This is a genomic window from Bradyrhizobium sp. SZCCHNR2028 (genome assembly GCF_032380995.1).
GTDB lineage: Bacteria > Pseudomonadota > Alphaproteobacteria > Rhizobiales > Xanthobacteraceae > Bradyrhizobium.
The window spans coordinates 537,768-559,136 of sequence record NZ_JAUHJF010000001.1 but is presented as its reverse complement, the minus strand read 5'-3'; the positions used below and the strand labels follow the sequence as shown (position 1 = coordinate 559,136).

The window sequence follows — 21,369 nt, the reverse complement described above, 5'->3', positions numbered from 1 at the left end:
CACGGCCCGGCGGGTTATGCGCGGGAGGTAGAGGAGGCGCGCATGACCGGGACGGACGAACCGCTCAAGCCGGAGGATTTTCCGCTGGAAGCCGACAAGGAGCGCGTGCAGCGCCAGGACGGTAAGCCGATCGCCACGACCAAGAACAAGGCGATGGCGCAAGAGATTGCGGACCGCCTCAATGCCGAGGAGCATCGTCGCGAAGAGGACAAGTGGTCGGCGTGACTGTTGACTGTCTCCCCGTCTCGTATCTCGCTGAGAGTTGCGGGAGACAGATGCCGCTTGCAATCAGCTCGAACTAATAAGCGCGCGTGCCACGCTCAAAACGGATTCGCCGGCTGCGCCGGCTTGGGGCCTTCCGGCTTCGGCTCGACCGCGAGGCTGGGGTCGGTCGGCATCACGCGCGCGCCGGCGGCACGGGCGACCTGGCCGGTCGTCGAATGCCGTGCCGTCTCGACGGACTTGATCTCCGGCGGATGCCAGCGGTCGCGCACCAGCATTGTCAGCGCGCCCACGCAGAGCAGCGCAATCGCGGCTGAAACGAGCGCCGGTCCGGCTCTGCGATGCGGGTTGGCTGTCATCATCTGCGATCCTCCGTGGCCAGACAACCCGGAGCGGTGGGCCCCGGTTCCGGGTCCGCCGGCGATCAGTTCCGGTCGCGCGCGGCGGCGGCGGCGTCGGCCGCAGGTCCGAGCGGCGACGATCCGAGTGCCCCGGTGGTCGCCGGCGGCGACGCGGCGATCTCCTCCAGCCCGACCTCGCGGCCGCGGCCGCCGATCAGGCGCTCATAGGCTGCAATCAGCGTCACGTAGGGATTGACCCAGATCCAGCCGTCGCGCGTGAACAACTGGACGTCGAAATGCAGATGGCGCGTGGTGCCGTTGGGATGGTCGAGATAGTTCGAGACCACGCCGATCGGCTCGCCCTCGCGAAGGCTGCGGCCGTTGAGCAGGCCGTCGGCATCCATCGCCGCGGGATTCATGTGCATGTAGCGGAAGCGGACGTGCTCGGTGCCGCTGTTGACCTGCACCGTCACGGCCTGCTGCCGGGCCGAGCGGATCACGACGCCGTCGCGCACGGCGAGCACGCGCTGCCGCCACGGGTTGCAGCCGTTGGCGCCGTCGCGGCGCACCGGGCAGGCGCCCGGCCTGAGATCCTGGCCCTGATGGCCGAAGCCGCTGGCGCACTGGCCGACGTTGAAGCTGCGCGCCTCGCAGAAATTGTCGCGCCAGGGATACTGGCTCCACGGCTGGTCGAATTTGTCGCTCGCGCGCCTGCGGCCGAACGACTGTGAATGCACATAGGCCGGCGCATCAAGAGGGTAGCGGATCTGGGAATAGACGGTGCGGTCGGCCCGCCCGCCCTGGCCGCGTCCGCCGCTGTTGGCGACGATGTCGCCAACGGGCCGATAGGTGAAATCGGCATCCAGCGTGACCGGGCGCTCGGCGGCGAGCGGCGCGATCTCCGGCGGGATGCGCGACGGCTGTCCGCCGGCGATGCGCAGTGCCTTGAGGAAGCGCTCGGCGATGGGATAGGCCTCGCGGCAGGCGAGCCGCCGCGGCCGCGGCGCGCTGTCGAGGCACTGGATCGAGATCACATAGGGCACGCCGAAGCGCGTGAAGGCGTAGCGGACATAGCCCTCGCGAATGAAGCGGCGCAGATCGGGATATTGCGCTGACAGCGCCTTGACGGCTTCGCCCTTGCCGCCGGCGGGATCGGCGACATCGTAGGTGAGGAGTGAGCCGGTGATCTGGATCTCGACCGGCTTTGCGAAGACGCGCGACGGCAGGCCGGAGGTCACCTCCGGCGGCAGCGAGAACACCGCGTCGTAGCCGGACGGGCCGGCATCGAACAGGTCGGTCTGGAAGTCGGCCTGATAGCGCGGCAGGCCGCGCGCCGCGATGGCGGCGCTGCGGCGCGCGGCGAGATAGGCGGTGGCGTCGAACGGCAGCAAAACGGGGACCGGACTGCGTCCGATCCCCGTGAAGATGGTTGAGGTCACGCCGTTGAGCTGGACCAGCGCGGGCCTGCGCCGCGCATCACCGGCCGAAACGCTGCTCCGGCGCGCCGGCGCGAAGTCGGCGGCGACCTCGGGCGCCGCGTTGAGCTCGGAGCGGAGCTGGTCCAGCGCCGCGCGCCAGTCGGCGCGATTGACGGTGACGGAGGGCGTCGTGAAACCATCGGCCGCGCGCGTTGGCGACGCGGCCAGCGCGATGACCGCCGCAAGGGCGGCGGCGATGATGGTGACCCGTGCCCCCAATTCCCCCCACGCCCCCCGGCGTCAGATCCTCGAGATGCCTCAGTCCTTGGCGCGCTCGCAGTAGGAGCCGTCCTCGGTCATGACGACGATGCGGGTGCCGACCGTGATGTGCGCCGGCACGCCGGTACGAACGCCGTTGGAGAGCACCGCCGGCTTGTAGGACGACGACGCGGTCTGGCCCTTGGTGACCGGCTCGGTCTCGACGACCTCGAGCGTGACCCGCTGGGGCAGCGTGATCGCCACCGGGACCACGTCGTGCATCGACAGCTTGACCGTCATGTTCTCCTGGAGATAGGCGGCCTGGTTGCCGACCACGTCCTTCGGCACCTGGACCTGATCGTAGGTCTCCGGGTTCATGAAGTGGAAGCCGTCGGCATCCTCGTAAAGATACGTGAAGTTGCGCTCCTCGATCGTCGCCTTCTCGACCTGGTCGGTGGTCTTGAAGCGCTCGGAGATCTTCACGCCGTCGCTGATTCGGCGCATTTCGATCTGGCTGACCGGAGTGCCCTTGCCGGGATGGATGTTCTCGGCGGTGACGACGACATAGAGCTTTCCATCTTGCTCAATGACGTTACCCTTGCGAATAGAGCTGGCGATGACTTTCAAAGCTGTTTTCCTGACACTGAAAAAGGGGCGCCGGACTGGGCCGGGGCGCCACGCGACGCGGAATGCGGTTTCGGGCGGCAACATACTGATTTTGTCCGGGGTTGCCAGTCTTTTGCGGCCCGATCGGGCGATCCCCTGATGTCCCGGGAGCCCGCGCCTTCGCCCTGGTGGTCGCCGCAGCGGCACGCCGACATCAGGCCGTTCCTGCTCGCCCGGGCCGCCATCATCCGCGCGCTGCGGGCCTGGTTCGACGAGCAGGGCTTTATTGAGGTCGAGACCGGCATCCTGCAGGTGTCGCCGGGCAACGAGACCCATCTGCACGCGCCGGGCACCGACCTGACGAGGCCGGACGGAACCCGCCATCGGCGGTATTTCCGAACGTCGCCGGAATTCGCCTGCAAGAAGCTGCTGGCGGCCGGCGAGCGGCGGATCTTCGAGTTTGCCCGCGTGTTCCGCGACCGCGAGCGCGGCGACCTGCATCTGCCGGAATTCACAATGCTGGAATGGTATCGGGCGGAGGCGCCCTATGACGCGATCATGGCCGACACGGTCGTGGTGATCGCGCACGCGGCCCAGGCGACGGGAATCCGGCAGTTCGCCTTCCGTGGCCGCACCGCCGATCCCTTCGCCGAGCCCGAGCTGCTGACGGTTGCCGGCGCGTTCGAGCGCCATGCCGGCATCGACCTGCTGGCGACCATCCGCGACGGCGCGGGCGACCGCGCGGCGCTGGCGCAGGCCGCCGCTGGCAAGATCCGGATCAGCGACGACGACACCTGGTCTGACCTGTTCAGCAAGGTGCTGGTCGAGCATGTCGAGCCGCATCTCGGGCAGGGACGTCTCACCGTGCTATATGAATATCCGGCGCCGGAGGCCGCGCTGGCGCGGGTGGCGGCGGACCAGCGCGTTGCCGAACGGTTCGAGGTCTATGCCTGCGGCGTCGAGCTCGCCAATGGCTTTGGCGAGCTCACCGACGCCGCCGAGCAGCGCCGCCGCTTCGAGCAGGAGATGGCCGAGAAGGAGCGGCGCTATGGCGAGCGCTATCCGCTCGACGAGGACTTCCTCGCCGCCGTGGCCGCGATGCCGCAGGCGAGCGGTGTGGCGCTTGGCTTCGACCGCCTGGTGATGCTGGCGGCCGGCGCCACGAGGATCGACCAGGTGGTATGGACGCCGCCGGCAGGTGAGCGATGAACAGGGTCGAACGTCCGACGACATTGCGCAGCGCCGAGGATCTCGTCGCGCAGGGATTGGCTGACGCGGCGGACCAGCCGGCGCTGGCGCGCGTGGCGCAGCGCTATGCGGTGGCGGTGACGACGCATCTCGCCGACCTGATCGACGCTGACGATCCGAATGATCCGATCGCGCGCCAGTTCGTGCCCAGCATGGACGAGCTGAAGGCGGCGCCCGGCGAGCGCGGCGATCCGATCGGCGACGACGCGCATGCGCCGGTGCCCGGCATCGTGCACCGCTATCCCGATCGCGTGCTGCTCAAGCTCGTGCATGTCTGCGCGGTGTATTGCCGTTTCTGTTTCCGCCGCGAGATGGTCGGGCCCGGCAAGGACAACGCGCTGTCGGAGGAGGCCTATCGCGCGGCGCTGGACTACATCCGCGCACATGACGAGGTCTGGGAGGTGATCCTCACCGGCGGCGATCCGCTGATGCTGTCGCCGCGGCGGCTGAAGGAGATCATGGCCGATCTCGCCGGCATCGATCACGTCAGGATCATCCGTATCCACACCCGTTTGCCGGTCGCCGATCCCCAGCGCATCACGCCGGCGCTGGTCGAGGCGCTGAAAGTGCCGGGCGCCGCGACCTGGGTCGCGCTGCACGCCAATCATCCGCGCGAGCTCAGCCCAGCGGTTCAGGCGGCCTGCGCGCGGCTGATCGATGCCGGCATTCCCATGGTCAGCCAGTCGGTGCTGCTGCGCGGCGTCAATGACGATGCGGCGACCCTGGAGGCGCTGATGCGCGCCTTCGTCGAGATTCGCATCAAGCCGTATTACCTGCACCATGGCGACCTCGCGCCGGGCACGGCGCATCTGCGGACCACGCTGGCGCAAGGTCAGGCCCTGATCCGAACGCTGCGCGGCCGGGTGTCCGGCCTGTGCCAGCCTGACTACGTGCTCGACATTCCCGGCGGCTACGGCAAGGCGCCGGTGGGGCCGCAATACCTCACTGCCGATGAAACTGTTGAGCAGGATCATGCGGCAGGTGCGCAAACGCGCTATCGTGTGATTGACTATTGCGGCGAGGCGCACCTCTATCCGCCCGCCGCGGGATGAAGTGTCCTGCCGATTCCGCTGACACGGAGGAGCAACATGAAGAGACTTGCGATCGCGATGGGGCTCCTGATGGTCGTGACTGATGGCATCGCGCTGGCGCAGAGCGGCAGCGGCTCCTCCGCCGGCACCGGATCGAAGAGCGGCATGCCGCCGCAGGCGCCGGTCGGTCACCGCCAAGTCCGCCCGAGCGATTTGCCCAAGGCCGAGCAGGCCGAAGAAAATTCATTCAGCGGCATGACCAAGGAAGACCGCGAGCTCGATCGCAAGATCAAGGGCATCTGCCGCGGCTGCTGAGCGCGACCTGCGGCGCGCGCCCGACGCGCGCCGCTCATCGGTCGTGAGTGCTACGCCGAGCGCTCACGCGGGGAGTTGCGCTGCGCCGCACGCCGGGCGGCGACGGCATCGGCGAGCTGCTCCAGCACCTCCACCGTCGTGTCCCAGCCGATACAGCCGTCGGTGATGCTCTGGCCGTAGGTCAACGCCACGCCCGGCTTCACGTCCTGCCGACCCGCCACGAGATGGCTCTCGATCATCACGCCCATGATGCGCTGCTCGCCTGCGGCGAGCTGGCGTCCGACGTCGGCGGCGACCAGCGGCTGGTTCTCCGGCTTCTTGCTCGAATTGGCGTGGCTGGTGTCGATCATCAGCCGCGCCGGCAGTCCGGACTTGATCAGCTCGGCCGAGGCCTGCTCGACATGGGCGGCGTCGTAATTGGGGCCGCTGCCGCCGCGCAGGATGATGTGGCAGTCCTCGTTACCGGTGGTCGCCGCGATGCCCGAGCGGCCGCCCTTGGTCACCGCCATGAAATGATGCGGATGAGCGGCCGATTTCACCGCGTCGGCGGCGATGCGGATGTTGCCGTCGGTGCCGTTCTTGAAGCCGACCGGGCACGACAGGCCCGAGGCCAGCTCGCGGTGGATCTGGCTCTCGGTGGTGCGCGCGCCGATCGCGGCCCAGGCCACGAGGTCCGCGATGTATTGCGGCGTCGTCATGTCGAGGAATTCGCATCCCGCCGGCAGGCCGAGATTGTTGACGGCGGACAGCACGCTGCGCGCGAGCCGCAGGCCCTTGTTGATGTCGAAGGAATTGTCCAGGCCGGGATCGTTGATCAGGCCTTTCCAGCCAACGGTGGTGCGCGGCTTCTCGAAATAGACCCGCATCACGATTTCGAGGCGGTCGGCGAGGCGCTCGCGCAAGGTGGCGAGGCGGCCGGCGTAGTCGATCGCCGCGTCGGGATCGTGGATGGAGCAGGGGCCGACGATGACCAGCAGGCGGTCGTCGCTGCCGGTCAGGATGGCGTGGATCGCGTTGCGCGCCGCCATCACCACACGGGTCGCGGTGAGGGTGCGGGGGATTTCACCCATCACCTCCGCCGGCAGGCTCAATTCCTTGATTTCCTTGATACGAAGATCGTCCGTGGTGCTCAGCATGGCGGGCTCCTGGGTGTCTTGATGGGCACCTGCCGGCAACAAAAAAGCCGCCAGGTTCTGGCGGCTCGTTCGGATATCTTGCTGCAATGTGTCAGATTGAGCGCGATCCTCCCGCCGCCAGCGAGCTGTCGTAGCTAAAGTACCAATAGAAGCTGGTGGCGGCGTTGATCATGGCCATCCTATAGCGGCCGCGCGGCCGCTTGTCATCCCGAAAATCGAGCCCCCCGGCGTCAGCCGTTGCGCGCGGCGAGCGCCATGCCGATCATCGACAGCCCGCCGAACAGCAGGTTGATGCCGACCAGCAGACCGATGGCCCACATCGCCGTGCCCGGTAGCCCCGAAATGATGATGCCGGCGATCGCGATGTCGACGACGCCCGAGATTGCCAGCCACGACCAGCGCCCGGACAGCTCGCGGCGGTGCTCCAGCGCATACATGATGGTGGCGACGCCCTCGGCGAGGAAATAGACGCCGATTACGATGGTCAGCGTCACCGTCCCTTGAACCGGCTGCGCCACCAGAATGATTCCGGCGATGATGGCGAGAACCGCCGACAACAGCGACCACCAGAAGCCCGGCATGCCGCGGGCCCAGAAGGTGAGCGCGAGCCCCGTGATGCCCGAGATCAGGAACATCCAGCCGAGGAAGATCGTGACCGCAAGGCTTGCCAGCGGGGTGAGGATCATCGCAAGCAGGCCGAGTACGGCGAGGAGGATGCCCTCGATCAGGAAGGCCTTCCAATGCGTGCGCACGGCTGCACCCATTTGCGACCTCATGCGCTCGAGCTCGGGCGGAATCGTATCCTGCGGAAGGGTCATGATCGTCACTCCGGGCAAGGTCACGGGCTGGATGCCGCGTCCGCCTTCCCACGCAGATGGTGAGGAACGACGGCCGGGACAAGCGCGTGATGCGCGTTTCGTTGCTCTGATGGCGCGGCGGGGCCGGGATTATGCCGTCGTCCGCATCCGGTTGCGGCCGAAAACATAGATCGTCGTCGTGACAATCAGAAGGGCCATCCCGACGATGATCGCGGTGAGGCCCAGCGGAACCAGAACGCCGGCGACGTTGCGGTCCGGGTTGAGCAGCCAGTGCCGAATCGAGGTCAGCACGAATCCGAGCCCGACGAAGCCGGCGGCGCCGCCGAGCAGCAGCAGCGCCCACATCCTGCGCAGCTGGCTCAGTCTTGCCCGCGCCACCTCGGTGCGGGGCGTGTGGTGATGGGCGACCCGGCGCACCAGCCGTACGGCGAGGCCGATCGAGGAGAACCCGATCAGCACGCTGACGCCGCCGAGCCAGAGGCGCGCGGCGGTGTCGAGCGTCGACGCCCGCTGCAGCAACAGCAATGGATAGTCGAAGGCCGCATGCAGCATCACGGGAGCGGCCAGCACCAGCGCCCAGCTCGACAGCCGTGCCCCTTCGCGATTGTGGCGGTTGGCGCCGAGCGCCGTACTGGTGCGGGCGATCGCGAGATAGGCACCGGCAATGATGCCGAGCGCGCCGTGAAACGGCACGGTGAGCACGCTGCGCAGCACCGCCAGCGAGCGCCACATCTCGGCATGCTGGACGAGGTAAGCGAGATTTTCATAGGCAGCAAAGCCGAGGCCTACGGCCGCGCCATAGAACACCGTGTCCATGGCGTTGCCGACCTGCCGGCGCCGCGACCATAGCGCGGCGATCACCGCGACCTTGGCGAGCTCTTCCGGCAAGGCGACGCCGAACAGGGCCCGGACCGCCTGGGCGATCCAGGGATTCTCCAATGTCAGCCCGACATGCTGGAACGGCATCCTGACAATGCCGAGCAGCAGCACGCTGGCTGCCCCGAGCAGGAAGGCGGTCCAGATCTTGAGCGGGGGGCCTGAATTGTCACCGGCGGCGACCACCAGCCAGAGGATCAGCAGCGCGGGAGCGATCGCCGCGGTGCCGATCACGGTCGCGAGGGCTTCGAGCAGGTTCATTTGCGATGGCAAGTAAGCCATGGTCTCCGATCATCCAATGCGGCGGAGCCGAACCGGCCCTCCACCGCCCGCGCGGGGGTGGATTTGACATCGGTCCGTGGCCGCACGGCAAGATCTACATGTCGGCAGAATGAGCCGCCCTTCAAGGGAAAGAACCGCGCCCTGGCGCTCGATTGGGGAGAGACCGCCGCAGGGCCGAGTGCAGCCGCGGTCGGCTGCCGCCCGGCTGGCCTCAACGGGGCCGGGAGGTTCTCGGCGCCGTCGCCTCGCCGCCGCGCACCGGGGCCTCCTGGCGCGGCTCGACCGGGGTCCAGGCGTCGGTGCGGGAGGTGGTTGGCGCCTGGGCGGTCGTCGGCGTTTCCACGCAGCTCAAGCGTGGCGTCGGGTCGGCCACACGCCGGCATTCCAGACCTTCAGCGAGAGCGGCCTGACTGATCGCGCACGCAACCAGAACAATCGAAAGAACTCTCATGGTGCCCCTCGGAGCAGGCGTGGGTCGCCCGTGATGCAGGCTCGACTCGGTCGTGCCGTTCGATGATGCCCAGCTTGGTCGCAAAAGCGTGCAAATATTTGACCATTCCCGCCGTCATTCAAAAGATTCTTCCGAAATTCACGCGTGCATTCCATGAGTTGCAAGCGATGCGAGCGTTTTCCGCTGATGCAAATGCGAAGCCGTTCGCTCCGTTGCGGCGCCAAGGCTCGGCGGCTGGCGCCGAACCGCTATTTGCCCCCAGCTTGCTCGGCATGGGCGGCCGGGCGGGCTTGATGTGGCGAAGGGATCATGGTCGGTTGCCGCGATGAATTCGCCGCCTTGGTCAGCTTCCGACAGAGCCCGTGGTCCACGCTATCGCCGTGGCTGGGTCGACGACGCCGTGGCGGCCATCGAGGCCGACCAGTGCCGGACCGCCGACACGCACTTGATCCGGCTGATCGTGCCCGCGCTCGCGGGCATCGACATCTACCTGAAGGACGAGTCGACCCATCCGACCGGGAGCCTCAAGCATCGGCTGGCCCGATCGCTGTTTCTCTACGCGTTGTGCAACGGCCACATCCGCGAAGGCACGCCCGTGGTCGAGGCCTCCTCCGGGTCGACAGCGGTATCGGAAGCCTATTTCGCGCAGATGATCGGCGTGCCGTTCTACGCGGTAATGCCGCGCACCACCTCGGCGGAGAAGATCGCCGCGATCACGCATTACGGCGGCAACTGCCATCTCATCGATGACGGCCGGTTTCTCTATGCCGAGGCGGCTGCGCTCGCGAGCCGGCTCGGCGGCCATTACATGGACCAGTTCACGTTCGCCGAACGTGCCACCGATTGGCGCGGCAACAACAACATCGCCGAGTCGATCTTCAACCAGCTGCAGGGCGAGCGCTGCCCGCTGCCGGAATGGATCGTGATGGGCGCGGGCACCGGCGGCACGTCGGCGACGATCGGCCGCTATCTGCGCTACCGCCGCCACCCGACGCGGCTGTGCGTCGCCGATGTCCAGCATTCCGCGTTCTTTGACGCCTTCTGCAACGGCGACAGCGCCCGGACGTGCGAACGGCCGTCGCTGATCGAGGGCGTCGGCCGTCCGCGCTGCGAGCCATCCTTCGTGCCGGGGGTCGTGGATCGCATGATGAAGGTGCCGGATGCCGCCTCGGTCGCGGCGATGAACGCGCTGACGCGGCGGCTGCGCCGGCCGGTCGGCGGCTCGACCGGGACCAACTTCCTGGCGCTGTGCCGGTTGGCGGCCGAGATGCGGCAGGATGGACAGAGCGGCTCACTGGTCACGCTGATCTGCGATTCCGGGGAGCGCTATCGCCAAACCTATTACGAGCCGCAATGGCTCTCCGCGCGCGGTCTCGACCCCGCGCCGTACGAGGCAGCTCTGTCTGCCTTCCTCGACACCGGTGCGCCGCTGCGGCTCGAGGTTGCCGATGCGGAGAACCCGCTGCGCGCCTGAACGCCTCCCGGGGGGCGTCGCGGACCGCGGCGAGCGGCATCCGGATGCCCGGCATCGTGCGCGATCCCTGATCTGGATCAACGAAGGACGCGCCGGATTGCGCTTTGGTCCGACCCCGAACAGGCCTCCAAGGGCGCGCCGGAACGCAGGTTCGGGACGCGGGCAGGGGAAGGACGGATCAGGTGATGAACTACGACAGCTATTTCGAGCGTGCCCTCGACCAGTTGCACCAGGAACGGCGCTATCGCGTCTTCGCCGATCTGGAGCGCCTCGCCGGCCGTTTCCCCCGCGCAATCTGGCATTCGCCGGAGGGGCCGAAGGACGTCGTGATCTGGTGCTCCAATGACTATCTCGGCATGGGCCAGCATCCGAAGGTGATCGGCGCCATGGTCGATGTCGCCGCGCGCATGGGCACCGGCGCCGGCGGCACCCGCAACATCGCCGGCACCAACCATCCGCTGATCGACCTCGAGCGCGAGCTTGCCGATCTCCACGGCAAGGAAGCGGCGCTGGTGTTCACCTCGGGCTACGTCTCCAACGAGACCGGCATCTCGACCATCGCAAAACTGCTGCCGAACTGCCTGCTGCTGTCGGACGCGCTCAACCACAATTCGATGATCGAGGGCGTCCGCAAGGCCGGGAGCGAGAAGCAGGTCTGGCGGCATAACGACCTCGCCCATCTCGAGGAGCTGCTGCGGGCGGCCGATCCCGACCGGCCCAAGCTGATCGTCTGCGAGAGCCTGTATTCGATGGATGGGGATGTCGCGCCCTTGCACCGGATCTGCGATCTCGCCGAGCGGTATGGCGCGCTCACTTACGTCGACGAGGTCCATGCGGTCGGCATGTACGGCCCGCGCGGCGGCGGCATCGCCGAGCGCGACGGCGCGATGGCCCGCATCGACATCCTCGAAGGCACGCTCGCCAAGGCCTATGGCTGCCTCGGCGGCTACATCGCCGCCAATGCCAATCTGATCGACGCCGTCCGCTCCTATGCGCCGGGCTTCATCTTCACCACCGCCTTGCCGCCGCCGGTCTGCGCCGCCGCGACCGCCGCGATTCGCCACCTCAAGACCTCGCAGTGGGAGCGTGACCGGCACCAGGATCGGGCGGCCCGACTCAAGGCCGTGCTGAACGCCGCCGGGCTGCCGGTCATGCCGTCCGACACGCACATCGTGCCGGTGCATGTCGGCGATCCCGAGAAGTGCAAGACGGCGTCCGACCTGCTCTTGTCCGAGCACGGCATCTACATCCAGCCGATCAACTATCCGACCGTGCCGCGCGGCCTGGAGCGGCTGCGGATCACGCCATCGCCCTACCATGATGACGGCCTGATCGACACCCTGGCCGAGGCGCTGGTCGACGTTTGGGACCGGCTCGGCCTTGCGCGGGCGCCGCAGGCGCTGGCCGCGGAGTGAGCCCGTCCCGCTGACCTATCACATCGGCCAGTCAGTTTGATCTGCCGCAATGCCGCCCGCGCTCGCGCGGGCGTAATCTTTTGTGTTCAGGGAAAATGCCGGTTCGGCAGGGCCCGGCCGGCGCACAGGCGAGGGCGGCCATGGCTAGGATCATCGAAGCGCTGCTGCAGGAGCACGAGAATCTCGAGAAGCTTCTGTCGGTGCTCGAGCACGAATTGGAGCTGTTTGATCACAATCGGCGGCCGGACTACGACATCCTGCAAAGCATCATCGCCTATTTCGAGGACTATCCGCAGCGCTGTCATCATCCCAAGGAGGAGATGATCTTCGACAAGCTGCGCGAGCGCGACCCTGCCGCGGCCGCAGCCTATGGCGACGTCGACGACGAGCACGAGACCGAGGCGCGGCGGCTGCGCGGCTTTGCCGACGCCGTGAACGCGGTGCTGTCGGACCAGGAGATCCTGCGCGAAAGCTTTCATGCCGCCGTGCACCAGTTCATCGACAGCCAGCGCGAGCATCTGCGCAAGGAGGAGACCCTGCTGTTTCCCGCGGCGCTGCGCACCCTGAGCGCGGAGGACTGGGCCGATATCGATGCCCGCATGTCCGACCGCAAGGACCCGCTGTTCGACGGCGACGTCGCCGAGAAGTTCCACAATCTCGAGCGGACCATCCTGCGCTGGGAACAGGAGGCGGAGCAGGCGCGCGCCACCGCCGGCTGATGGCGTTTTGCCCAATTGCGCCCCGTGGCTGGTGGACTATAGTTCCAGTCGGGGCAGGCACTCTTTCGCGGAGCTGGCTATGGCCGCTTTGAACACTGGGCTCGATCCGGTCCGAGGTTCGTCGAATGCAGGGGGAGGGGCAGATGCGGCCCGGACGCCTGCGCAGGTCCCGATGGCGCAGCAGAGTGCCTTTGGCAGCCACGGCTACGACATGTATCCCCAGGAGCTCGTCCGGCTGTCGGGCTGCCAGGAGCAGGCGCTGCGCCGTGAGACGAAGCGCACCCTGCAACTGAGCTGACGGTCTTGTCCGATCTCGCCGCTCGATGGTCCTCGCGCTGCTTCATGGCCGGAACGCAAACCCGGGATCATGGTTGTAGAGCTCAGGATCGTGGTTATTCCGGTATACGTGCGTTAACCTATCATTAACCAGATCGCGCGACCCTGTTCGCATATTCCCCAGGAATGCGACGGAACCGGACGGCCGGAGCCGGCAGTCGCGACAAGAGGCCGGCGGCGTAACGCCCGCCGGCCTTTTTGCGTGGGCGGGTCAGCTGGAATTGACACCGCACCCTTGCGTCAGTTGCGCCGCGCCAGCGAGCGCAGGAACCCCTGATATTCCTCATTCAATTCCATATCGACCGCGGGCGCGAGCCTCAGCAGGACATTGGCGATGAACGCCTGGTCGTTTCGCGGCTCCTCCAGCACCTCGCGCAGCACCGGGACGTTGTCCTCGATGTGATGCAGAAAGGCGACGCCTTTCTCCGCCGTCTCGGTCCAGCGCGCCCGCGTCCATTTCGCCAGCGGATACATGATCTCGTGGACGAAGTTCGACTTGCGCGCCTTCTCGAAGAAGCGCAGTCCGGCGCTCCAATATTCCTTGGCGCGCAGTGGCGGCGGCGGCAGATCGCCCGTCAGCATCTTCTTGCCGGCCTGGCCGACGAAATCGTCGAGCGTGGTCGGTGCATCGATCGTGGCGCGGAAGTGCCACAGCGCGAACGAGCCGGGAAAATCCTTGCCCATGCCGTCGAGCAAGGCGGTCTCGACCTTGTCGACCGCGGCCTTGTCGCCCTTCAGCGACGCCGTCATCGCGAAGGCGAACAGCGCGTCGTTGCCGACCTCGTGGACGCCGCCGTTCTGCAATTGCGCCGCCGACAATGCGGGTGTCTTGCCGTCTGCAGGCACCGTGGCCTCGCCGGCGCGCTGCGCCTTGATGAAGGCGGTGATCTCGAGCCAGCCCATGAGGTTGGCGATGAAGGCGTCGGGATCGACATGCACGATGGCGAGATTGAGCGGCTCCTTGCGTGTTCTCAGCTCGGTCATGTCGGTCATGTCGCACTCCGCCGCAACTCGCCGCCGAGCGGTCTGTCGCCTTTGCGACACGTCGGCTCGTTCGACCAGATCTGCAGGGCAGGCAGCAAGAAGGGTGCCACGGTCTTGTCGGGCTCGCGGGGTACAGCGCGGTCCGCGGAACGAGTTTTGCTCGTGGTCCTTCGATTGCGATGGTCGCAATGGAGCATGAGGCCAGCGAATGTTCACCCGAGTCTGCAAGGCCGACACCATCGACGAAGGTGGCATGCGCCTCGTCATCGCCGACGCCCAGCTCATCATCCTTGCCTGGCCCGACAATGGCGAGCTCAAGGCGTTCCAGGGCGTCTGCCCGCACACGGCGGCGCCGATGGAGGAGGCCGGCTTCGACGGCCGCGTCCTCAGTTGCCCCGTGCACAATTGGACGTGGGATGCTTTCACCGGTACGCCGCTCCACCCGCCGGAGAGCGCGCTGGCGCAATATCCGGTCAAGGTCGAGGAGGGCGTGGTCTACATCGACACGGACGGCATCTCTCCGCTGTTTGCTGCGCGTTGAGCATGGCCGGAGGAGGCGCGGAAAGACCGCCGAGGGGTGGCTTGCCCGGCCGGCGAAACGCCTCTATACGTTCGGCGCGCGGCACGGAATCACTGTCGGTGGTTCAGCCGACCTCGCAGATCATCGCCTCAAGCGGCTGATTTGCTGAAGGTTTTACCGAAACGTGCAAGCGGCGATGGCACCGGGACCTCGTGCCCTCTGACATCGTGCGTATTGCTCCCTTCGTCTATCGGTTAGGACGCCACCCTTTCACGGTGGAGAGAGCGGTTCGATTCCGCTAGGGAGCGCCACTCCGCGCCGGCTTTCCTTACCCATCCCCCGATCTTGAAATCCACGGTCCGCGTCGAGATGCGGTCGGCGCGAGGTCTGCGCTCATGCACCGCAGGCGAGTACGTGGTCCGGTCAACCGTCCATTAGGGTCCTTGCCGTACTGCAGCGGGCGAAGCAGGAGCAGGATGATGGCCGCGCCCAAGAAGCGGGAAGCCCGCAAATCGATGAAGCAGCCGGCGTGGATCACGCTGGAGGGCGGGTTCGCCGTGCGCCATTGCCTGGTTCAGGACATTTCCAGCGCCGGCGCCAAGCTGACCCTGCAGGACGCGGCGGCGCTGCCGGCGACCATCCGGCTCGCCTTCGCGCGCGACGCAAGAACGGGCCGCCAGTGCCAGGTGGTGTGGCGCCGCGGCGCCTCGGTCGGCGTCAAGTTCATCGGCAAGTAGGCGTCGCTATCGCTTCCCTGCGGCAGACGCGCTAACAAGCGGCATGTGTCGATCTCTCATCCTGGGCGCCATCGCGGCGCTGGCCGCCGTGACCGTGGCAGCCGCCGGCTCGCCGGGATCATCGCTTCTTGCGCCACCGCTTCCCGCGCCGAAGGCGGCTGGACCCAACAAGGCTCCACTCCGCTCAGGCGCCGCCAGCAACAATCCCTGCGCGTCCTACGGTGCCAACTTCGTGCGCGTCGAGGGAACCGATACCTGCGTGAAGGTCGGCGGCGCCCTGCGTGTCGAGATGGGCACCTCGACCAGCCGCTGAGGTGCTCACGACAGCGGCGGCGCGATGTGGCGGATGAAGGCCGGGCGTTGCGCGATCTCCCCGTACCAGCGCGCGAGGCTCGGCAGCTCCGGCTTGACGACACCTTCAACCCCGAACCAGCGCCGGGCATAGGCGCCGAGCGCGATGTCGGCGAGCGTGAAGCGCTCGGCCTCGACATGGCTGCGCGTGGCCAGATGTGTGTCGAGGATGCACCACATCGCCGCGGCGTCGTCGGCCGCCTTCTGCAAGGCGGCCATGTCGCGCTGCTCCGGCGGCGTTCGCACCAGTCCCCAGAACAGCGGACGCTCGATCGGCTGCACCGTCGACAGCGTCCAGTCCAGCCAGCGCTCCACCGCGGCGCGGTGCCGCGGCGTCGTTGGATAGAGCGGCGTGCCATCGCCATAAGCGAGGCAGAGATAGCGCATGATCGCGTTGCTCTCCCAGAGCACGAAATCGCCCTCGACCAGCGTCGGGATGCGGCCGTTCGGATTCATCGCGAGATAGTCCGCTTCGTTGTTGCGGCCGAACTGCATGCCCGCGTCGATACGGTCATAAGCGACATCGAGCTCGGCGAGACACCACAGCACCTTCTGCACGTTCACCGAATTGGGGCGGCCCCAGATCGTCAGTCTGTTGTCGGCGGACACGTCCGGCTCCTGTCTGGGCGAGCGGCATTGCTAGCGAATGTTACGCAAAAAGCCCCGCTCGAAGCGGGGCTTTTCCGTCGAACGCGTCGTGCGCGGCGATCAGTGGCCGAAGAACAGCCACAGCAGAATGATCACCGGAATCGGCACGCCCAACAACCACAGTAGAATTCCTCGACCCATCTCGGCCTCCTCGAATCCTCTCCATCAATCGGAGCGACAACGCGAGGATGGCCTCGATGTTCCGGCAGGTGGAGGAGTGCGAACAGCTCACCAATGTCCGGTGTTCGGCATCGACAGCCAGGGCTCGGCCGGCGCCTTCGGCTCGCCCTTCTGCAACAGCTCGATCGAGTGCAGATCGGGCGAGCGGATGAAGGCCATGTTGCCGTCGCGCGGCGGCCGGTTGATGGTAATGCCGAGCTTCATCAGCCGGTCGCAGGTGGCGTAGATGTCGTCGACCTCATAGGCGAGATGGCCGAAGAAGCGGTCCTCGCCATAGCTCTCCTCGTCCCAATTGTAGGTGAGCTCGACCAGCGGGGCGCCGCGCGTCGGCGGCAGGCTCTTCAGCAGGTGTTCATCTTCGGGTGCGCAGAGAAACACCAGCGTGAAGCGACCCTTGTCGTTGTCGATCCGGCGCACCTCCTTGAGGCCGAGCGCATCGGAATAGAATTTGAGCGCGGCGTCGAGATTGCGCACGCGCAGCATGGTGTGGAGATAACGCATCGTTTCTTCTCTCCCTGAACTCGAAGCGGATGCTCAACGGCCGCCTGCGGACGCCGATCCATAGCAGCAATTCGTTCGCCCGTGTATCGAGCCTGATGCTGCGGCGATGCCGGCTCGCGCGGATGTGCAGTGCGCGCGGCGACGCATTCGACGGGGCCGCGCGGTGTTGCGAGAGCCTCTCCGTATGCCAGCGAATCGCTGTTTTGGCAGTGATTCGCGGCAGGGATGAACGGGCGCGATGCGACCGCATGCAGGGATTTCAGCGTGTTTCGCCCGCAATGTGAGGCCAAAATCACGCAGGACCATCGAAAATGCCTGGAAATATAGGGGAAAATGAATCGCATGCTCCGTTCGATCGCCATCGCAGCTTGACTTCTGCGCGCTCCGTTGGAATTTTGGCGCCGCTGTGGGTGCTTCGGGGCCCCTTGAAATGCAGGAGAATCCCGAAAAATCGCGGGGTGATACGCCACCAGACGACTGAAGTCCCGGCTGTGCAATGCAGCCAGAAAGCCCCGACCAGTCTGCGCAGCAATGCGCTGATAGCCGCGCAGTCGTCACGTCATTCACCGGTACCAATCACAAGGAGATACGATGGCTACCCAACTTTCCAAGTCGCAGCTGATCGAGAAGATTGCGACCTCGACCGAGCTGTCCAAGCGCGACGTCAAGAACGTCATGGAGACGCTCACCGACGTCGGCCACAAGGAGCTGAAGAAGAACGGCGTGTTCCTGGTGCCGGGCTTCGCCAAGTTCGTCGTCGTCAAGAAACCCGCCGTGAAGGCGCGCAAGGGCACCAACCCCTTCACCGGCGAAGAGATGATGTTCAAGGCCAAGCCGGCCCGCAAGATCGTGCGCGCGCGCCCGGTCAAGGCCGCCAAGGACGCGGTTGCCTGATCTGACCGTCAGTCACGGTCGTGATCACGTCAGAGGCCCCCTGAGAAGGGGGCCTCTTTCGTTGCGGAATGTGTAGGCTGCAGCGGGCCTGAGTGTCGCGTTCGCGGATCGCGAAGTCTCGCGCGGGGAGAGCGGAAAACGACAGCAGCGCCAGCGCGACGGAATATCTTCGTCGCGTGGCGCCACCCTCGAGCACTGGGCCCTGAAATCCCCAGTACTGATCTGTCTCGGCGTGCCGCAGGAAGGTTCAAGGGCTTTTCCGGGAAGTTTGACCGGCCCGTGCGGCCTCCGCCCGAGCGGGCAGCGTCGTCGCGCGCGCTGGGGACAAGCTGGTGGATGTTGCGCAGCAAGCCGTTGATCCGGGAGCCAAAAGACACAGGCTGGGAGCTGTGGACAGGCGTTGGATCGATTGTGGATGAGCCTCCGGCGTGATCGCCACGCGGCTCGGCGTCAGTCGCGGTCCAGATCCGCTCCGTCGTCCGTACCGGCCGCCTCGGTCCCGGGATGAAGGAACGCAAGCACGACGAAGCCGCCATAGCCGATGATGTTGAATAGAAGTTCCAGCCAGGATGCCATCGCGGACTCCCCCTAGAGGGGTGAACGCATGACTAGCGTTACCGTTCCCGCCGCGCGCGGGGGCGACCAGCCTGCAACCAATTCCCCCGCATCTGCGTTGTTTGGACGCATCGGAATTGGAGGACAACGATCATGAGAAAGGCATTGGCAGTTCTGGCGACCGCGGGTGCCGTCGCCGTCACCGCATTGGCGGCACCCGCGCCGGCACAGGCGCGCGGTCTTGGTCCGGGTCTCGCATTCGGCCTCGCGGCGGGCGCGCTGACCGCCGGCGCGATCGCGGCGTCGCATCCCTATTACTATGGTCCGGGCTACGACTACTATGACTACGGCCCGCGTTACGTCTACGCGCCCGGCCCGTATGCCTATTACGGCGGACCGTACTATCATCGCTACCACCACTGGCGTCATCACTGGTAGACGTCAGTCGTGAGAAGGAGAGCCCGGATGGCGAAAGCCTCCGGGCTCTCGTTTCATCCCTGCTATTCCGCGGCCTCGCCGCGCTGCGCCTTCTTCCACGCCGAGCGGGCATATTCGTCGCGTTCGCGCGCGAACTTCTCCTGGGTCGACTTGAACCGTGCAATCCTTGCGGTGATGTCGGCGCGCTCCTTCGCGCGGCGGTCGTCCTGCGTCTCGTTCTGCCTCACGGATCCTCTCTGCTCCGGTTGCTATCCGGCGAGCCTCGCCGTGAGACGCGTGACAAACTTCCTGGCGAATCGCTGGCGCGATGTGGATGTCCGATTGAGGCGTGATTGCGGACGCACGGCCCGGCTGCAGGCGGCCCGCGCGTTTTGCCGGGGACAGACCGCGGGAGGCGAGCGGCGCCAACGTCTTCAGGTAGACACGGAACAATCCGACTCGTTTTGCTTGTGGCCGCGTCGTTCACGGCCGGTTCCGGTGGATACGGAGTGGCACGACGACGCAGCCGGGCCGGACACGCTTGGAGGCGGGAGCCAGCTTGCCGTGCTATGAAGGGAGGACAATGATGATGCGAGGTCTCATGGTTCGGGGCAGCCGCTGATGATTGCATCCGATCTGCACGACGGGGTGAATCGCCTGGGAGACATGATCGCTGCGGCGCGTGCGATCGTGCCCTTCACCGGCGCTGGACTATCGACCGAGACGGGCATTCCGGATTTCCGTTCTCCCGGCGGTCTATGGACGCGCAACCGGCCGATCCATTTCGACGAATTCGTCGCCAGCCAGGAGGCGCGGGACGAGGCTTGGCGGCGGCGCTTCGCGATGCAGGAGACGTTTGCCGCGGCGCGGCCCGGCCGCGGCCATCTGGCGCTTTCGTCGCTCTACCGTGCGGGGAAAATTCCGGCCGTCATCACTCAGAACATCGACAACCTGCACCAGGACTCCGGTTTCGCCCCGGATCACGTCATCGAACTGCACGGCAACACCACCTACGCGCGATGCATCGGATGCGGGCAGCGCTATGAGCTCAACTGGATGCGCGAGCGCTTCGAGGCCGACGGTGCCGCGCCGGATTGTCCCGATTGCGCGGAGCCGGTGAAGACGGCGCCGGTATCCTTTGGTCAGTCGATGCCCGAGCATGAAATGCAGCGTGCCACCGAACTCGCGCAGCACTGCGATCTGTTCGTCGCGATCGGCTCATCGCTGGTTGTGTGGCCGGCCGCGGGCTTTCCATTGATGGCAAAGCGGGCTGGCGCGCAACTCGTGATCATCAACCGGGAACCGACCGATCAGGACGACGTTGCAGACCTTGTTATCCACCACGACATCGGCGAAGTACTCGGATCGTTCGTCCGTAATTGAACGGAAATTGATGCATTTTTGTCGGCATCTCTGTTCATATGCCTCACTGAAACCGATTTTTATCTATGCGCGGCACGAGGGAATGTTATCTTTGATTCGAGAGATTCGCGTGACTCATCGTGGGTATAGGTGGTGAGCACGTGTATGAGGGCGCCGTTGCAGGGGTGGCGGCTCACAATTCATATGTGAGGTCCGGGGTTATGGGGTCGGACGGATTTGAGTCCAAGAAGCTTGGGATGCCGGTCGTTGGTGTATCGACACCAACCCGGCTCGGGGCGGAATATCAAACCGGCGTCGCGCGCGACTCGGCAATCGATGCGATGACCGGTCTTGGCGAGAACCTCGTCGAAATCAGCGGTGTCATCAAATGGTTCGACGCCTCGAAGGGATACGGTTTCATCGTTCCCGACAATGGCTGGCCGGACGTGCTGCTGCACGTCACGGTGCTCAGGCGCGACGGCTACCAGACCGCCTATGAAGGTGCTCGCCTGGTGGTGGAGTGCGTGCAGCGCTCCAAGGGCTACCAGGCGTTCCGCATCGTCTCGATGGACGAGTCGACGGCGATCCATCCGGCGCAGATGCTGCCGCCGCGCACCCATGTGACGGTGACGCCGACCAGCGGGCTGGAGCGAGCCCAGGTCAAGTGGTTCAACCGGCTGCGCGGCTTCGGCTTCGTGACCTGCGGGGAAGGGAGCCCGGACATTTTCGTCCACATGGAGACCCTGCGCCGCTACGGCATGACCGAGCTGCGCCCCGGCCAATGGGTGCTGGTCCGCTACGGGCCCGGCTCCAAGGGCATGATGGCGGCCGAGATCCACCCCGAGACGGGCTCGCCGGCATTGTCCTCGCACTGAGCGGATGCTTCCTGCGACCACGGTATTTGACGGCCCCCGGAACGGCGCTTCCTGGGGCCGTTTTCATGTCGGCCCCGCTTCACGGACCGGGCCGCGGTCTTGCTGCGGAGGCCGCGACCGTGTAGTGACGGGTCCTCCAGGACAATGGTCCTTGAGAACATCGGGGTATAGCGCAGCCTGGTAGCGCGGCAGTTTTGGGTACTGCAGGTCGTTGGTTCGAATCCAGCTGCCCCGACCATCTCCGCAGCGGCGCGGCTTTCTCAGGCGGGGCCTGATAGCTGGCGCGATACTCACGATAGCGAGAAAGATTTCGGCCAGGCCGCCAGCGCTCAATCGGCCGAGCGACCGCGAGCGCGGCTGGGCCGATAAAAAAATTCGGATGCTCCCGCAGCGGCAAAA

The 21,369-nt window shown here is 66.2% G+C and carries 26 protein-coding genes and 2 tRNA genes; 17 read left to right on the top strand and 11 right to left on the bottom strand.

Annotated elements, in window-relative coordinates; translation table 11 throughout:
* The first annotated feature begins 42 nt into the window (after positions 1–42).
* On the top strand, positions 43–225 hold the full coding sequence (locus tag QX121_RS02575; RefSeq protein ID WP_315737840.1) for a hypothetical protein: 183 nt from the start codon (positions 43–45) through the stop codon (positions 223–225).
* Between the two features lie 95 nt (positions 226–320).
* Here the strand turns inward: QX121_RS02575 and QX121_RS02570 are convergent, their stop codons facing one another.
* From QX121_RS02570 to efp, 3 genes are all read right to left on the bottom strand, one after another.
* The gene (locus tag QX121_RS02570; protein ID WP_315811090.1) at positions 321–584 is read right to left on the bottom strand and encodes a hypothetical protein; all 264 of its coding nucleotides are present in this window, start codon (positions 582–584) and stop codon (positions 321–323) included.
* A gap of 62 nt (positions 585–646) precedes the next feature.
* The gene (locus QX121_RS02565) at positions 647–2,260 is read right to left on the bottom strand and encodes a M23 family peptidase (RefSeq protein WP_315811089.1); all 1,614 of its coding nucleotides are present in this window, start codon (positions 2,258–2,260) and stop codon (positions 647–649) included.
* Between the two features lie 39 nt (positions 2,261–2,299).
* Entirely contained in the window at positions 2,300–2,866 is a 567-nt protein-coding gene (gene efp / locus QX121_RS02560; RefSeq protein ID WP_315712097.1) for an elongation factor P, read from the bottom strand.
* 138 nt (positions 2,867–3,004) lie between these two features.
* Here efp and epmA point away from each other — a divergent pair, with 138 nt between their 5' ends.
* The 3 genes from epmA to QX121_RS02545 are packed head-to-tail and all read left to right on the top strand — an operon-like array spanning position 3,005 to position 5,439.
* Complete coding sequence (epmA, locus tag QX121_RS02555; RefSeq protein ID WP_315811088.1) at positions 3,005–4,054, top strand: EF-P lysine aminoacylase EpmA; 1,050 nt, start codon at positions 3,005–3,007, stop codon at positions 4,052–4,054.
* On the top strand, positions 4,051–5,145 hold the full coding sequence (locus QX121_RS02550; protein WP_315785274.1) for a lysine-2,3-aminomutase-like protein: 1,095 nt from the start codon (positions 4,051–4,053) through the stop codon (positions 5,143–5,145). The genes epmA and QX121_RS02550 overlap by 4 nt, the downstream gene beginning before the upstream one ends.
* 36 nt (positions 5,146–5,181) lie before the next feature.
* On the top strand, positions 5,182–5,439 hold the full coding sequence (locus tag QX121_RS02545) for a hypothetical protein (protein WP_315737845.1): 258 nt from the start codon (positions 5,182–5,184) through the stop codon (positions 5,437–5,439).
* A gap of 50 nt (positions 5,440–5,489) precedes the next feature.
* On the opposite strand, the gene QX121_RS02540 is transcribed toward QX121_RS02545, so the two are convergent.
* The 3 genes from QX121_RS02540 to QX121_RS02530 all read right to left on the bottom strand — a co-directional run bounded on the left by QX121_RS02540 (position 5,490) and on the right by QX121_RS02530 (position 8,551).
* Positions 5,490–6,575 (bottom strand): 3-deoxy-7-phosphoheptulonate synthase, encoded by a 1,086-nt coding sequence (locus QX121_RS02540; protein WP_315811087.1) that lies wholly within the window; start codon positions 6,573–6,575, stop codon positions 5,490–5,492.
* A 230-nt stretch (positions 6,576–6,805) separates the two neighbouring features.
* Positions 6,806–7,393: an HdeD family acid-resistance protein gene (locus QX121_RS02535; protein WP_315811086.1), complete on the bottom strand. Its 588-nt coding sequence runs from the start codon at positions 7,391–7,393 to the stop codon at positions 6,806–6,808.
* Between the two features lie 129 nt (positions 7,394–7,522).
* Entirely contained in the window at positions 7,523–8,551 is a 1,029-nt protein-coding gene (locus QX121_RS02530; RefSeq protein WP_315737848.1) for a PrsW family intramembrane metalloprotease, read from the bottom strand.
* Positions 8,552–9,327: 776 nt separating this feature from the next.
* Between QX121_RS02530 and QX121_RS02525 the strand changes: the two genes are divergently transcribed.
* The 4 genes from QX121_RS02525 (at position 9,328) to QX121_RS02510 (ending at position 12,908) form a co-directional block, all read left to right on the top strand.
* The gene (locus QX121_RS02525; protein ID WP_315811085.1) at positions 9,328–10,476 is read left to right on the top strand and encodes a PLP-dependent cysteine synthase family protein; all 1,149 of its coding nucleotides are present in this window, start codon (positions 9,328–9,330) and stop codon (positions 10,474–10,476) included.
* A 185-nt stretch (positions 10,477–10,661) separates the two neighbouring features.
* Entirely contained in the window at positions 10,662–11,891 is a 1,230-nt protein-coding gene (gene hemA / locus QX121_RS02520; RefSeq protein WP_315811084.1) for a 5-aminolevulinate synthase, read from the top strand.
* A gap of 140 nt (positions 11,892–12,031) precedes the next feature.
* Positions 12,032–12,610, top strand: a complete 579-nt coding sequence (locus tag QX121_RS02515; RefSeq protein ID WP_315774681.1) for a hemerythrin domain-containing protein — start codon at positions 12,032–12,034, stop codon at positions 12,608–12,610.
* A gap of 172 nt (positions 12,611–12,782) precedes the next feature.
* Complete coding sequence (locus QX121_RS02510) at positions 12,783–12,908, top strand: hypothetical protein (protein WP_315737852.1); 126 nt, start codon at positions 12,783–12,785, stop codon at positions 12,906–12,908.
* Between the two features lie 278 nt (positions 12,909–13,186).
* Here QX121_RS02510 and QX121_RS02505 read toward each other — a convergent pair whose 3' ends face one another.
* Positions 13,187–13,939, bottom strand: a complete 753-nt coding sequence (locus QX121_RS02505) for a hypothetical protein (protein ID WP_315737853.1) — start codon at positions 13,937–13,939, stop codon at positions 13,187–13,189.
* A gap of 199 nt (positions 13,940–14,138) precedes the next feature.
* Here QX121_RS02505 and QX121_RS02500 point away from each other — a divergent pair, with 199 nt between their 5' ends.
* From QX121_RS02500 to QX121_RS02485, 4 genes are all read left to right on the top strand, one after another.
* A complete protein-coding gene (locus QX121_RS02500; RefSeq protein ID WP_315737854.1) occupies positions 14,139–14,471 on the top strand; it encodes a Rieske 2Fe-2S domain-containing protein in 333 nt (110 codons plus the stop codon).
* Between the two features lie 215 nt (positions 14,472–14,686).
* A tRNA-Glu gene (locus tag QX121_RS02495) sits at positions 14,687–14,761 on the top strand.
* 168 nt (positions 14,762–14,929) lie between these two features.
* Positions 14,930–15,187, top strand: coding sequence for a PilZ domain-containing protein (locus QX121_RS02490; RefSeq protein WP_315811083.1), 258 nt, complete (start codon positions 14,930–14,932; stop codon positions 15,185–15,187).
* Positions 15,188–15,230: 43 nt separating this feature from the next.
* Positions 15,231–15,500: a porin gene (locus QX121_RS02485; RefSeq protein WP_315811082.1), complete on the top strand. Its 270-nt coding sequence runs from the start codon at positions 15,231–15,233 to the stop codon at positions 15,498–15,500.
* A gap of 5 nt (positions 15,501–15,505) precedes the next feature.
* Here QX121_RS02485 and QX121_RS02480 read toward each other — a convergent pair whose 3' ends face one another.
* Both QX121_RS02480 and QX121_RS02475 read right to left on the bottom strand, forming a co-directional pair.
* Complete coding sequence (locus tag QX121_RS02480; RefSeq protein ID WP_315811081.1) at positions 15,506–16,147, bottom strand: glutathione S-transferase family protein; 642 nt, start codon at positions 16,145–16,147, stop codon at positions 15,506–15,508.
* A 267-nt stretch (positions 16,148–16,414) separates the two neighbouring features.
* Positions 16,415–16,867, bottom strand: a complete 453-nt coding sequence (locus tag QX121_RS02475; RefSeq protein ID WP_315737857.1) for a VOC family protein — start codon at positions 16,865–16,867, stop codon at positions 16,415–16,417.
* Between the two features lie 591 nt (positions 16,868–17,458).
* Here QX121_RS02475 and QX121_RS02470 point away from each other — a divergent pair.
* The gene (locus tag QX121_RS02470) at positions 17,459–17,761 is read left to right on the top strand and encodes an HU family DNA-binding protein (RefSeq protein WP_172109121.1); all 303 of its coding nucleotides are present in this window, start codon (positions 17,459–17,461) and stop codon (positions 17,759–17,761) included.
* Positions 17,762–18,211: 450 nt separating this feature from the next.
* Here the strand turns inward: QX121_RS02470 and QX121_RS02465 are convergent, their stop codons facing one another.
* Positions 18,212–18,337, bottom strand: a complete 126-nt coding sequence (locus tag QX121_RS02465; RefSeq protein WP_315811080.1) for a hypothetical protein — start codon at positions 18,335–18,337, stop codon at positions 18,212–18,214.
* A gap of 132 nt (positions 18,338–18,469) precedes the next feature.
* Between QX121_RS02465 and QX121_RS02460 the strand changes: the two genes are divergently transcribed.
* Positions 18,470–18,754 (top strand): hypothetical protein, encoded by a 285-nt coding sequence (locus tag QX121_RS02460; RefSeq protein WP_315737859.1) that lies wholly within the window; start codon positions 18,470–18,472, stop codon positions 18,752–18,754.
* Positions 18,755–18,816: 62 nt separating this feature from the next.
* Here QX121_RS02460 and QX121_RS02455 read toward each other — a convergent pair whose 3' ends face one another.
* The gene (locus tag QX121_RS02455) at positions 18,817–18,981 is read right to left on the bottom strand and encodes a hypothetical protein (RefSeq protein WP_315811079.1); all 165 of its coding nucleotides are present in this window, start codon (positions 18,979–18,981) and stop codon (positions 18,817–18,819) included.
* 373 nt (positions 18,982–19,354) lie between these two features.
* On the opposite strand from QX121_RS02455, the gene QX121_RS02450 reads away from it, so the two are divergent.
* The 3 genes from QX121_RS02450 (at position 19,355) to QX121_RS02440 (ending at position 21,208) form a co-directional block, all read left to right on the top strand.
* A complete protein-coding gene (locus QX121_RS02450) occupies positions 19,355–20,116 on the top strand; it encodes an SIR2 family NAD-dependent protein deacylase (protein WP_315811078.1) in 762 nt (253 codons plus the stop codon).
* A 200-nt stretch (positions 20,117–20,316) separates the two neighbouring features.
* Positions 20,317–20,970 (top strand): cold-shock protein, encoded by a 654-nt coding sequence (locus QX121_RS02445; RefSeq protein ID WP_315737862.1) that lies wholly within the window; start codon positions 20,317–20,319, stop codon positions 20,968–20,970.
* Positions 20,971–21,131: 161 nt separating this feature from the next.
* Positions 21,132–21,208, top strand: a tRNA-Pro gene (locus QX121_RS02440).
* Positions 21,209–21,369: the final 161 nt, after the last annotated feature.